The organism is Paenibacillus sp. UASWS1643 (assembly GCF_008693195.1).
GTDB classification, from domain to species: Bacteria; Bacillota; Bacilli; order Paenibacillales; family Paenibacillaceae; genus Paenibacillus; species Paenibacillus amylolyticus_B.
Genome location: NZ_VXKZ01000110.1, coordinates 136947 through 149587, shown reverse-complemented (window position 1 = coordinate 149587; position 12641 = coordinate 136947). Strand labels below are relative to the sequence as shown.

Sequence of the window (12641 nt, the reverse complement as noted above, 5' to 3'; positions counted from 1 at the left end):
GGCCTTTTCGGCTTGTCCCTGTTGTCCATGAATTTCCGAACCTGGAACAGTCGTCATCTGTGAACCAGTGAGGTTCGTAGCCACGCCAGTTACAGCAGCAATGGCTACACCTTCATCCCGCTTCCGTTGCAAAACTCTACCTTCACTCATATGGCATCACCTCCTTTGACCCTGAATTCAGGCTGCCAAGGGGTTAGCCAACGTTCAGCCAGACTGATGGCCAGATATGAGATCAGGCCGATTCCAATGCTAAGCATGATGGTGGCCCAGAACATGCCAACTTGGGCATGGCCGTAATATAACGAACTGACCATCAGCACGCCGAGTCCATCGGGAGCTCCCATCAATTCCACAACGATGGAGGAGGTCACCGCGAGCGGAGCAGCTATTTTCAACCCAGAAAATAGTCCTGGCAGTGCTGAGGGCAGCAGGCATTTGATATATCGTGCAGTCACTGACGCTCCACAGGAACGCATCAGTTCCAGGTGCTCTGGTGCTGCACTTTTCAATCCTTTTAGCGTATGGATGATGATCGGGAAGAAAGTGACATACGCCGCCATAACCATTCGCGCCCATTCTGCGTTGTGGATGATGCCGTACACAATTGGTGCGAGACCAATAACCGGAACCATCTGTGAGGAGACGACATATGGCGATAACGTGCGCTCCAGCCAGACAGCCGCGCTCATGAGCAGTGCCAAACCCAGACCCAGCAACGTTCCCCCTGCAAAACCAATGGCTGCATTGCCAAACGTGACAGCCCCCTGCTCTGCGAGCGTACCCGAATACCGAAACAAGGCTGCAAGGACTTCGTGCAGATAAGGAAGGCGAGACGCCGCCTGCTGGGGTGACAAGAACAGTTGGAGTATCCAGGCGATTCCTTCCCACAGCACCAATATGGCCATAATCCAGATGACGACCCAGGATCGATATCCCGGTTTAAAGAACCGCAGAGACATGAGATTCATCACGCTCCTCGTAGAAGCAGTTGCGAATGGTCGTGATCATGTGGTAGAAGGCTTCCGTTTCTCTCAGTTCACTATGACGTTCGGAAGTCAGATTGACGGAATGAATGGAATGTACTTGCCCCGGATGTGCCGAGAGCACGATAATCCGGTCGGACAGAAATACCGCTTCTGGGATGCTGTGTGTGACAAAGAGGAAGGTCTTGCCTGTTGAGCGCTTGATCTCAAGCAGCTCCAATTGAAGTTTTTCTTTCGTGAATTCGTCCAAGGCGGAAAAGGGTTCATCCATGAGCAGCAATGGTGGATCAAGTGCAAGTGCACGTGCAATGGACACCCGTTGCTGCATCCCGCCACTGAGCTGCCATGGATAATGGTCTGCGAAGCGGGTTAACCCTACCATTTCAAGCAGTTCACCGCTAATGCGGCGGCGCTCCTTCCGGCGCGTACCGAGCAGCTCCAAGGGCAATTCCACATTGTGACGAACGGTGCGCCAATCGAACAGGGCTGGTGTCTGGAAAACGATGCCGAACTGTCGCTGTAGACGAGCACGTTCAGGTTCCTGACCTGCAATGCGTACGGTGCCTGACGTGGGCTGAAGCAGATCACCTACCAGCCGGAGCAAGGTCGACTTGCCACAGCCGGAAGGGCCCAGCAGAGAGACAAACTCATTGGAATGGATCTGGAATGTAACATCCGACAAGGCAGTCACTTGTTGTGTACCTGTACCAAAAACAACGGACACATGATCTACATCAATATGGCAGGCTTCGGGGACTGTCGCTGAGGATATGGAGGACATGGGCATTCTCCTTTGTGGGAAGTTGTTTTCATTGCACACCAAGGCTGAATGGGAGGTTTATATACACAAACGTAACAGGTTTTGCTTGTTAGATAATACTATATCGCTTTGGGCGGGGATTACATTATACAGTGTGTTTTGAGTATGGGCCTGTTCATGTTACACAATGTAAAATGAGACGGATTCTCAGATACATACATGTGAGTTTTCTTCGTAGATAGCTAACATTCATTTCACCTAACAACAAGCGCACGATCATTTGTATTTATTGATTAAATATTCGGAAAATATGACATATCCCCTCGTATTCTTGTTCGTTTTCTTGTATAAAGATTGAATAGACAGGTTGGATTCCTTTGTCACATATCACTTTGAAAACCACATATATATAGGTCTATCCAAAGATCAGTAGAACGAAGCTTTCAAATCCAGAAATCGGGGTGGTCATGATGTTTGATTGGCTGGGATGGAGAAAAGGATTGCCGCTCTGGCGATCGTATCGGTTGAACGCACATATGAAGGAAGATGTAGAACAGATTTTTGAGGGGATTGCCGAAACGAGACGACAGCTTATGATGGACTGGGCAGATGAACAATGGAATCACCTGGACCGTTTGCTCCAACAGATACAGTCGGTCCAATTACAGGATGTATTACAAGGTTCACAGCAACGAAGCAAACTAGATACATGGTTTCAATCCAGTTATATTCGAGCCGTAGACAGTACGGAGCTATTCATGCTGAACGAACAGAATCAGGTGGTATTTTCTACATATAAGAAACATATTGGACAGATCTATGAAGATTACGAAGCTTTAATTGGACCAGGATTGAAATACTCCAGAGCAGATCGTCATGGCAAAAAATGCTTGTATGGTCCATATTCTGATCCACTGACGTTGGATATTGGTCCACGCTCGTCCGCCTTTCACGATGATGTCACCTTGCTGTTTATCTCCCCAATCCTGCAGGAAGGTCGCTATGTCGGTTCATTATGCAGCCGTGTACCCGGGGATGTACTGGGTGACCTGATCCAACGAGAATCAGGTCATATCTATCCTGATTCCGGTGACAATTACCTCTTTATGGCCGAGTCGATATTACGGCCTCATCTGCAACCCGGCACCGCCTTATCCCGAAGCCGCTTTGAAGACCGTACCTTTACGCATGGGGAAAACCTCAAAGATGGCGTCACCACCGAGTGGGGCATCGTTTCCGTTAAAGAGCATACCGAGCTGGAACTCATGTTCACCGATCCATCGACCGGAGAACTACACCCCGGAGTAGCAAACACCATTCAGAATGGTTCCAATCTGTTCGTAGCCTTTCCCGGATACTCGGATTACCGACATATTTCTGTGATCGGCAAAGGCATCACCTTCCAGCTGCCACACTGTCCTGATCGCTGGGGCATGATGTGTGAAGGGGATCTGGAGGAAGTGTATCGGATACGAAGCATCGGCTGGCGCCAGTTCAAGCAGCACAGTCTCTTCACGCTTTTGTCAGGCATTGCAGGAGCAGCTCTTGTCTATGCCTTCACTGGTAGTGGTTGGAGCGCGGCAGCAATGGCAGCCTTTAATGTGTTATTTGGATTCTTCACTGCATTACAGCTGCATCGTAGCCAATATCGGCGGGTTCATGAGGACTTGCGCCGCATCAGCCGATTTATTCGAATTAACGCGGAAGGCAGGGGTGATCTGACCCAGCGTCTGGACACGTCTGCTTTTGCCCAAGATGAATCAGGTGAGCTGGCGAAGTGGATCAACAACATGATTGATTCTCTGGAAGGCATTATGCTGAAGGTACAACTTGCTACGGTAGACGTTATGGACAACCAGTATCAGATGCGAACTTCAACAGAGACAACCCAAGGTACGACTGAGCGTGTGAACTACAAGCTTGGTTCGATGATTCAGGCCATTCGCACCCAACTGGAAGATCTCGACCAGGCCAAGATTGCTGCCGATCACATGCGCTTAACGCTGCAACAACTGGAGACTTCTGCAACTAAACAGATCGGCGTAGCCCAGCAGGAAGTGGAACGAATCGGCGATAAAATGACCCAAATCTCGGGAGCGGTATCCGATACCAACCGTACCATCCTGTCCTTCATGGATACGATGAAAGAGATTTACCGCGCACTGGCTGTTATTGATGAAATTTCAGCTCAGACCAACCTGCTGGCTCTGAATGCTACCATTGAAGCTGCACGTGTGGGCGAACATGGCCAAGGCTTCTCGGTTGTGGCAGGGGAAATCCGCAAGCTGGCCGAATTATCCCGTTCTTCTACGGAAAATATCCATCAGATTCTGGACCGAATCTCAACGGCAGCAGGAGCGGCATCTCAATTAATCACAGAGGGAGATCAGGTGCTGGCTGAGGGAACAACACTGGTTCAGGCCGCTTCGCAACTTCTGCAAAATGCTACCGCTGAAGAACCTGAGCGCACACAAGTCGTGGATCAAGTGGTCATGCTGATGGAGAATATTGCTGCGATCAGCCATCAAAATCGGGCGACTTCTGCTGAGGTAGAAGCAGAGATGATGGAGCTGATCCGTGATATGTTGCAGGTTCAGCATTCTTCGCATAACGTGGAAGCCATTACGGTCTTTCTGCAACAACTCGTGGGACAATTCCATCTGAACCACCCCGCCAAAAATGCTATCATCTGACGTCATCGTTGACGCGGATTGGAGAAATAGCTAAAATTTGATGCAACTGTTCCTTTTGAAATTGTCGTATCATTTTTAATAGAAGATTTCCAATCTGAACCGATGAAAGGGTGGTCTGCATGGAACTGCTTCAGGATTCATTTGGCCGGATACATGACTACATCCGTATTTCTGTTACGGACCGCTGTAATTTACGCTGTGTGTACTGCATGCCCGCAGAGGGTATGGAGTTTGCTCCACATGATGAGATTATGAGCTACGAAGAAATAGCACAGGTGCTGAAGGTACTTGCGCCGATGGGCATGCGCAAAGTCCGCCTAACCGGGGGCGAACCGTTGGTACGCAAGGATCTGCACAAGCTCGTCAGCATGATCTCGGCAATTGACGGGATTGACGATATTGCCCTGACTACCAACGCTCTTCTGCTGGACAAACAAGCTCAGGCGTTGAAAGATGCTGGGTTGAACCGGATTAACATCAGTCTGGATTCACTGCGCGCTGATCGCTTCTCCATGATTACCCGCGGCGGAGATGTGAACAAGGTACTGAAAGGCATTGAAGCTGCAACAGCCGCTGGCCTTGCTCCGATCAAGCTGAATGTTGTGCTGATGAAGGGTATCAACGATGATGAGATCAAAGATTTTATTGCAATGACGATTGATCAACCTCTTCATGTGCGTTTCATTGAATATATGCCGATTGGACAGGCTTCAGATTCATGGCGCAAATCTTATTTGCCGCTGGAAGCCGTGACAGATGTATGCGCTGAAGCAGGCTGGACGGTAGAAAATACAACAGGCCCTGCGGGTAATGGCCCATCACGCAATATGAAAATTGTGGGCTCCGAAGGCACATTCGGATTGATTCATCCCGTGAGCGATCATTTCTGTGACAATTGCAACCGACTTCGGTTGACCGCTGACGGACATATCAAAGCCTGCCTCTACTGGTCAGATGAGTATAATGTTCGCCGCTTCGTGGATGATCCGAATGCCATGGCGGCGCTTTTCCTTAAAGCGCTGGGTACGAAACCGAAGAATCATGAGATGGCTCTGGCTTTGGAACAAAAAATGCAATCTCATACACCGACGGTACGCCGCATGTCCCAGATTGGCGGATAACAAAGCAGACGAGAACTTGATTGTTCTCGCCTGCTTTTTTGTCATGTTTTCATAAATTTCTGAAAAAAATCAATCCCCCTGTTTCATTTGTTAAAAATTTAATTAATATATCTTATTGCCCTTATCAGGCCTTCAAGATTAACCTCATTCTGACGATGTATACAATACATCTAGATGATACACATACATTATAGGAGCTGAACCTTATTGAACATCGTTGAAGCACTCGTTGCGGCAAGTCCATATTTTAAAATTATGCTGAAAGAACACGATATCATGATTGCAGTAACCGACACGGAGAAGTTCTGGTATTATGTTCCTAGCAATGAACTCGATCTGGGCATCAAGGCAGGAGACCCCGTTTCCCTCGATGACCCTACACTCCGCCGGGCACTTATACATGGGGAAACTTCAGCGAACCGTATTGATGCAAAATTCTATGGTACATCAATCAACTCGGCGGCCACCCCACTTCGGGATGAACAAGGAAATATCGTAGGCACACTTGCCATTGGTTTCTCTCTTCAGAATGAGGAAAAACTGGAGTACTTCACTGAATTGATCGGCGGTATCAGCGGAAAATTAACAGATATGGTGCAGACGGTAGCTGCTCAATCCGAGCAATTAACGGCCTCTTCCACGCAGATTTTGGATAATACCCGCATGGCTGTGCAGAATTCAGGCGAAGTTAACAAGGTCGCTGCATTCATCCGCGAAATCTCAGAACAGACTAATCTGCTGGGCCTGAATGCGGCTATCGAAGCCGCCCGAGCAGGCGAAGCAGGTGCCGGATTCAGCGTTGTTGCATCTGAAGTGCGTAAACTTTCTACAGGTACCAAAGAAGCTACGGTGAATATCGAACGTTCCTTGAAGGATGTTCAGCATTCCATTCAGCAGATGGAGCAGGAGATCACATCCATCTCGCAGTCTAGCAGTCAACAGGCTGTGATGGTAACCGAGTTCAGCGAGGTCATTGATCAGTTGAACAGCGTAAGCCGTGATCTGAAAGTGTTTATTGAATCCATGCTGCTGAAGGCAGAATAAATTCGATACGATGACCTTCACTCAAATGATTAACCATGTATAAAAGACGCTACACCGAAGCGGTATCGAGCACTACAGTTTCATCTCAATAACTAGATCACCAGGCTATGCTGATCAACAAATTCAGCATCCACATTGAACTCCCCGTGCGATTAACATCACGGGGAGTTTCTTTATTTTAAGATGAGCCACATCACGGTCCATCTATGCATAGATGAGCTTCCACAGCATCATAACCGCCAGCCCAACCATGACTACAGCGGACAACCGATTAAACACCAGACTGATGCGTCCAGTTCGATCCGTTCTGCCAATCACCCTGCCTGCGCCTGCAAGTCCCAAGAACCATACCCAAGATACTGCCGCGGCTGTCAGGGCAAAATACATGCGCTCCACCCCTTCATACTGAAGTGAACTGGTGCCAATCACGGCAACCGTGTCCAGCAAAGCATGGGGATTGAGTAAAGATACTGATGCGGCGAACGCAATCTGTCGCCCTGCTGACAATACCGTCTGCGAACCTTCCGCAGATTCGGACGACCTCCAGATACTCCAAGCCATATACAGCAAAAACAAACTTCCTGCGCCATACAACACATTCGCCAGTACTGGCCATTGCAGCAAAATGAGCGACACCCCTCCAACAGCTGCCCCGATCAACAACGTATCACTGACCCCTGCCGTTATTACAGCAGGCAGGGCATGTACATAACGCCTCTGGCTCATGCCTTGGTTGAAAATAAATACATTCTGCACACCCAGTGGCAAAATCAGCCCAAATGCCAGAATCACCGCATGAATAAAAACCTCCATCGTTCTTCCCCCTTATCTCTGTCCTCCATATTAGGGCAGATGATAACTGACGTAACCAACCACTTGGATGGCATCAAACCCAACCAAATGTTATAGTTAAAAATAAAAATTTACACGTTAACGGAGAGGGCAGAAATAACCTGAAGAAGCGAAGCTAAAAGCTTTCTGAAAGAAAGCTGCATCGGAAGCATACGCCTCGCCTTTATCCCCAGATTTTCACCTTTATAAGAGCAATTTTAAAATCTGGGGATAACAGCGATCGGAAGGTCGTTCTGCCATCGAAGTACCAAGTGTAAATTTAAACAGAGGTGATTCTGCCAGTTATGGAACGTTCTGATTCTCGGCTAAGCATGGGGTGGAAGCCGAACCCTTCTCTCGACTTGCCCTTGTATCGCCAGATTGAAGCCTATGTCCGGCAGAAAATCACAACGGGCGAATGGTCAGCAGGCTACCGTCTCCCCTCACAGCGAATATGGGCTGAGTCCATGGGGGTGAACCGCAGTACATTGGTCACTGCCCTTGATAATCTGGGCGCCGCTGGTCTGATTGAGGGCAGACATGGCGGAGGAACCTATATTTCCGGCTCCGGTTGGCATGGTATGGCTCATGGAACCATGCCCAACTGGAACGAAGCCATCGAGGAGGGTTGGTATTATCCCAACCTGCCCGAGATCCAACAGATTAATCAGGCTGAATTCTGGCCTAGCATCATACGTCTTGGTACAGGGGAGCTTGCCCCGGAACTGATGCCTCAGGATGCTTTTAACGACATTCTGTACTCCCTGTCCCAGCGTTCTCGTACACTCAACTACCTGGAACCTCAGGGAAGCCTGGAGCTTCGTGTGGCTTTATCCGCCCATTTGCAGACGACTGGCATTCAGGCCTCTCCAGATTCCATACTGATCGTATCCGGCTCACTTCAGGCGCTACACTTGATTTCGGTCGGACTGCTCCCTCGCGGCTCAGCAGTTCTGCTGGAAAAACCATCGTACCTGTATTCCATTCACGCCTTTCAATCGGCAGGGTTGAAAATGAGTGGTATCCCAATGGATGACGAAGGATTGCATATTGCACGTCTGGAGGACGCGGCGCAGCATGTCAAAGATCATGACCACATCTCGCTTCTCTATACGATCCCGAGCTTTCACAATCCCACTGGCTCTGTGATGAGTGATCACCGCCGGGAAGAACTGATGACCACCGCTCGAACACTAGGCATCTCCATACTGGAGGATGCCGCCTATAGTGATCTTTGGCTGGAAACTCCTCCTCCGCCATCGCTGAAGGCGCGTGACCAGGAAGGACGGGTGCTGCATATGGGCACCTTGTCGAAGGCAGTCAGTCCCGGCTTGCGCCTCGGATGGCTAGTCGGGCCAGAGCCGGTCATACGCCGGCTCGCAGATATCAAGATGCAGACTGATTATGGTACCAGTTCGCTTGCCCAAGAAGCCGCTGCCCTGTGGTTCGCCGAAGGGCATCATGCAGAACATATGGAGTGCCTTCGCCCTGAGCTACGCAGACGCAGAGACTTCATGCTGAATCTGTTGCAACGTCACTTTCACGGCATGGCGAAATGGAAAATACCCGCTGGCGGCTTTTACATCTGGCTGCAATTCACTGTATCCCCTCTCTCTATCCGCCAATTGTTCCATACCTGTCTGGAACAGGATGTGCTTATCCACCCGGGCTATCTGTATGACCGACTGGACGCGAGTCACATTCGGCTGTCTTACGCTTATGCTTCCCCCGATGAGATGGAACATGGGTTAAAATGCCTCGCAAAGGCCGTCCACAGACTTATAGACTCTGGCTCCTGACTTCAAATGCTGGTTCCTGATTCACAACCAAAAAAAGCCTTGACCGAAAAGGACGATGTCCTTCAGATCAAGGCTTTTTACGTTAGTTTTTGTAAGTCTGGTCGAATACCCAAAGCAGATCGATACCAGCAGCGCTTCGGGATTTCATCGTATCATCCTGCTATTCGCTACCCTTTGACAGCACCCTCCGCAATGCCCTCCATGATGAACTTCTGGAAGAACGCATAGATCAGGATAACCGGGATCGCAGTCAGTACCAGGGAGGACAGAATCAACGGCCATTCCTTGTTATATTCACCAAACAACATGTTTGTGGACAGAATCAGTGTATACCGATTCACATCGGTCAGCATGAGCAGCGGCAACAAGAAGTCATTCCAGATCCACAGGAAGTCCAGAATCGCGATGGTGACTGTGATCGGAAGCAAGAGCGGAAAGATAATCTGGAAAAAAGTCTGGAACTCATTACATCCGTCAATCTGAGCCGATTCCTCCAATTCACGCGGAATGGACTTCACAAACCCGTGATAGAGGAAGATTGCCATGTTCACACCAAGCCCGATATAGATCAGGGCCAATCCGTACGTGCTTCCCTGTACACCCATGCCTTTGGCTACCCGTGTCAGCGGAATCATGATCGAGTGGAACGGTACCAGCATGGAAGCAACAAACAGGAAGAAGATCAGGTTGCTCAAACGGCCTGAGGTACGTGACAGCTTGTATCCCGCAAGTGAGGCACAGAAGACAATTCCCCCGATTCCCAGAAAGGATACAATGGCCGAGTTCATCGAACTGCCCAACAGATTGATTTTGTTAAACGCGTCCGTATAATTCTCCCAGTGAAGCGTTGTCGGCAGCGCGATAAAAGATTGGAACATCTCACCTTGCGTTTTGAAAGAGTTCACCACCGCCATGTAGATCGGCAGCATGGCGACGAGAGAGCCCAGAATCAGCAGCAGTCGAATCAGATAACTGTTCAGTCGTTGCATCCTCATGCTTCCACCTCTTTCTTCTTCATGACGGTGATCTGGATGAGTGTAAAGATGAGTACGATGATGAACAGCACAACCGATTTGGCACTTGCATAGCCGTATCTGAAGTTATTGGAGAACGCTTCTTCATAGATGTTCATCGTGATAACCTGCGTGGCCCGGCCCGGTCCACCACCAGTCAGTCCATACACCACTTCAAACACTTTAAATGCTCCGTTCAGCGTCAGGAAGAAACAGATGGTCACGGCATGAGTAATCATCGGCAACACCACATTGCGCAGCACCTGGAATGCGTTGGCCCCATCAATAACAGCCGCTTCCTTGAGACTTTTCGGCACACCCTGGAGAGCGGCCAAATAGATGATCATCATATACCCCACACCGTTCCAGAGCGATACGATCAGAATGGAGTAAAATGAAAACTTCGGATCTCCCAGCCATTGCTGGTCCAGGAACGAAATGGCCAGTTTCTGTGCGAGCTGTGGCAGCACCTGAGAGAAGATGAAGGTCCACATGAAGGCACTAATGATCGTACTGATCATGTTAGGCATGAAGAACAGGGTCCGGAATAGCCCTTTGCTGCGCGTCCGTGATTCAATCAACACGGCGAGCAGCAAGGCAATTCCATTTTGCAGAATCAGCATAAATATTACATATTTCATCGTGAACCACAGGGAGTTCAGGAAGTCGGGATCTTCTTTGAACAATTCCACAAAGTTGCCCAGACCGATAAAGCTGTAATCCCGGTTAAGCCCGTTCCAATCCGTCAGACTATAGAACATGCCACTAAACGTGGGATACAGCAGGAAAATCGCATAGATGACAAAGGCAGGCGCAGTGAACGCGAGCAGTGACAGATACTTCTTGAACACATTCGTAGCCATAGGTTCTCCCCCTTTTCACTCGAAGCGGATAATCGATTGTAAACGGGGGAACGAAGAACGTTCTGCCAGCCGTTTCATCTGCTTGGAGATTGCGACGAAATAAAGTACCACTAATTTGTTGGCAAACCCCCTCCCAAAACCGTGGAGATTTGCCAACAAAAGCGGGTACTACATGCCTCGCAGCTCCTTACTTGTTGACTTTGTTGTAGGATTTCCACGCTTTGTCGAGCGCATCGATAACCTGCTGTTGATTTAATTGCCCGGAGTAGTAGCCTTGTAACGCTTTGCCTGATTCATCTTTAACTGCTTGAGGGATGGAAGGGTCCTGATAGGCTTTACCTTCGTTCACATATTTAAGGGCATCGTCTACCCAAGGAAAGCTCTTGAAGTCATGGATCTTGGCAACCGGATTGAATTTGAGTGCTTCATAGAATGCACTTGAATCCTTGTCATCGAGAATGTAGTTCACGAAGTCGAGTGCAACCTCCTTGTTCTTGCTGGATGACGATACCGCCAGCGAAGTGGATGTGCTCAGATTGATTTTGGTATCATCCGGATTATCATTGATCGGCATCGGTGCCACACCGAAATTCAAGTCCGGATTCGATTTCAGAATCGTCTCGGCAAACCATGGCCCCTGAATCCACATCGCTGCGCTTCCTGAAGCAAAGGCAGCTGAACCATCATCTCCGCCGACTTCCAGCGCTTTATCTGTACCATTCGCATTGACCAGATCGAAGATATCGAACAAGGCTTTCATATCCGAGAAGGAGCCTTGATCCTGATTCATCTTATCCAAGAAGTCTTTGTGTTCCGATTGGGTCAAAGCTCCCACGGTGAGTGGCAGGAATAATTGCGGAATCCAGGATTCTTTGTAGGACAGTTCAAACGGTGTGATGTTGGCTGCTTTCAGTTTCTCCACGACTGCCTTCATTTCCGTTAACGTCGTTGGTACTTCCAGCCCTTGCTCTTTGAATATATCTTTATTGTACAGATAGCCCCATGATAACGTTTCCAATGGAACAGCTACGACTTTGCCCTCCGCATTCGTTACGGAAGGTTTCACCGAATCCAGTAATTTATCGACAAAAGGTTGATCCGACAGATCCTCCAGATAACCAGCTTTGCTAAACGGTGGAATCTCATTGACTGCATGCAGAGCGAACACATCCGGTGCATCATTGGAGGCGAGTCTTGTCTTCAGAATCTGAGGTGCATTGTCCGCTGGCGGCATCTCCAGTTGCACGTTCACCTCAATGTTTTTCTCTGCTTTCTCCTTGGCTTTGAACTGTTCTATATATTTATCGTAGTGTTCTTTCAGCCGAGGTTGTGCAACGAATACTTTGAGGGACACCGTGCTGCCTGATGCCGATTCTTCCTGCCCATTGTCCGTTCCTGCATTGGAACCGCAACCTGCGAGCAGAACACTGACCAGTACCGCACTTGCTACGCTTTTCCATACTTTCATCTCTTATGACCTCCCGGTGTGTGACTGGTTTGTCTTTCATAGGCTCATTATATATCAGAAAATGAA

Annotated in this window: 10 protein-coding genes; 4 read left to right on the top strand and 6 right to left on the bottom strand. The window is 49.0% G+C overall.

Annotated features, from left to right (window positions below):
* Nucleotides 1-146: 146 nt before the first annotated feature.
* A complete protein-coding gene (locus FE296_RS17635) occupies nt 147-959 on the bottom strand; it encodes an ABC transporter permease (protein WP_150365827.1) in 813 nt (270 codons plus the stop codon).
* Nucleotides 940-1764 (bottom strand): ABC transporter ATP-binding protein, encoded by an 825-nt coding sequence (locus FE296_RS17630; RefSeq protein ID WP_150365826.1) that lies wholly within the window; start codon nt 1762-1764, stop codon nt 940-942. Before FE296_RS17630 ends, FE296_RS17635 begins: the two co-directional genes overlap by 20 nt.
* Nucleotides 1765-2213: 449 nt before the next feature.
* Here FE296_RS17630 and FE296_RS17625 point away from each other — a divergent pair, with 449 nt between their 5' ends.
* The 3 genes from FE296_RS17625 (at nt 2214) to FE296_RS33950 (ending at nt 6601) form a co-directional block, all read left to right on the top strand.
* Nucleotides 2214-4436, top strand: a complete 2223-nt coding sequence (locus FE296_RS17625; RefSeq protein ID WP_150365877.1) for a methyl-accepting chemotaxis protein — start codon at nt 2214-2216, stop codon at nt 4434-4436.
* Nucleotides 4437-4555: 119 nt separating this feature from the next.
* Nucleotides 4556-5557: a GTP 3',8-cyclase MoaA gene (gene moaA / locus FE296_RS17620; protein ID WP_124116568.1), complete on the top strand. Its 1002-nt coding sequence runs from the start codon at nt 4556-4558 to the stop codon at nt 5555-5557.
* A gap of 207 nt (nt 5558-5764) precedes the next feature.
* Nucleotides 5765-6601: a methyl-accepting chemotaxis protein gene (locus FE296_RS33950; protein ID WP_124116569.1), complete on the top strand. Its 837-nt coding sequence runs from the start codon at nt 5765-5767 to the stop codon at nt 6599-6601.
* Nucleotides 6602-6805: 204 nt separating this feature from the next.
* On the opposite strand, the gene FE296_RS17610 is transcribed toward FE296_RS33950, so the two are convergent.
* Nucleotides 6806-7414, bottom strand: coding sequence for a LysE/ArgO family amino acid transporter (locus FE296_RS17610; RefSeq protein ID WP_150365825.1), 609 nt, complete (start codon nt 7412-7414; stop codon nt 6806-6808).
* Nucleotides 7415-7737: 323 nt separating this feature from the next.
* Here FE296_RS17610 and FE296_RS17605 point away from each other — a divergent pair, with 323 nt between their 5' ends.
* Nucleotides 7738-9231 (top strand): aminotransferase-like domain-containing protein, encoded by a 1494-nt coding sequence (locus FE296_RS17605; RefSeq protein ID WP_150365824.1) that lies wholly within the window; start codon nt 7738-7740, stop codon nt 9229-9231.
* Between the two features lie 167 nt (nt 9232-9398).
* On the opposite strand, the gene FE296_RS17600 is transcribed toward FE296_RS17605, so the two are convergent.
* The 3 genes from FE296_RS17600 to FE296_RS17590 all read right to left on the bottom strand — a co-directional run bounded on the left by FE296_RS17600 (nt 9399) and on the right by FE296_RS17590 (nt 12575).
* On the bottom strand, nt 9399-10226 hold the full coding sequence (locus FE296_RS17600; RefSeq protein WP_150365823.1) for a carbohydrate ABC transporter permease: 828 nt from the start codon (nt 10224-10226) through the stop codon (nt 9399-9401).
* Nucleotides 10223-11107 (bottom strand): carbohydrate ABC transporter permease, encoded by an 885-nt coding sequence (locus tag FE296_RS17595; RefSeq protein WP_124116573.1) that lies wholly within the window; start codon nt 11105-11107, stop codon nt 10223-10225. The genes FE296_RS17600 and FE296_RS17595 overlap by 4 nt, the downstream gene beginning before the upstream one ends.
* Nucleotides 11108-11294: 187 nt before the next feature.
* Nucleotides 11295-12575, bottom strand: coding sequence for an ABC transporter substrate-binding protein (locus FE296_RS17590; RefSeq protein ID WP_124116574.1), 1281 nt, complete (start codon nt 12573-12575; stop codon nt 11295-11297).
* Between the last annotated feature and the right edge of the window lie 66 nt (nt 12576-12641).

What these genes read in the sequence shown, in the direction of transcription:
- FE296_RS17635 (WP_150365827.1), bottom strand. Translation starts at nt 959, where the DNA reads ATGTCTCTGCGGTTCTTTAAACCGGGATATCGATCCTGGGTCGTCATC.
- FE296_RS17630 (WP_150365826.1), bottom strand. Translation starts at nt 1,764, where the DNA reads ATGTCCTCCATATCCTCAGCGACAGTCCCCGAAGCCTGCCATATTGAT.
- FE296_RS17625 (WP_150365877.1), top strand. Translation starts at nt 2,214, where the DNA reads ATGTTTGATTGGCTGGGATGGAGAAAAGGATTGCCGCTCTGGCGATCG.
- moaA (WP_124116568.1), top strand. Translation starts at nt 4,556, where the DNA reads ATGGAACTGCTTCAGGATTCATTTGGCCGGATACATGACTACATCCGT.
- FE296_RS17610 (WP_150365825.1), bottom strand. Translation starts at nt 7,414, where the DNA reads ATGGAGGTTTTTATTCATGCGGTGATTCTGGCATTTGGGCTGATTTTG.
- FE296_RS17605 (WP_150365824.1), top strand. Translation starts at nt 7,738, where the DNA reads ATGGAACGTTCTGATTCTCGGCTAAGCATGGGGTGGAAGCCGAACCCT.
- FE296_RS17600 (WP_150365823.1), bottom strand. Translation starts at nt 10,226, where the DNA reads ATGAGGATGCAACGACTGAACAGTTATCTGATTCGACTGCTGCTGATT.
- FE296_RS17595 (WP_124116573.1), bottom strand. Translation starts at nt 11,107, where the DNA reads ATGGCTACGAATGTGTTCAAGAAGTATCTGTCACTGCTCGCGTTCACT.
- FE296_RS17590 (WP_124116574.1), bottom strand. Translation starts at nt 12,575, where the DNA reads ATGAAAGTATGGAAAAGCGTAGCAAGTGCGGTACTGGTCAGTGTTCTG.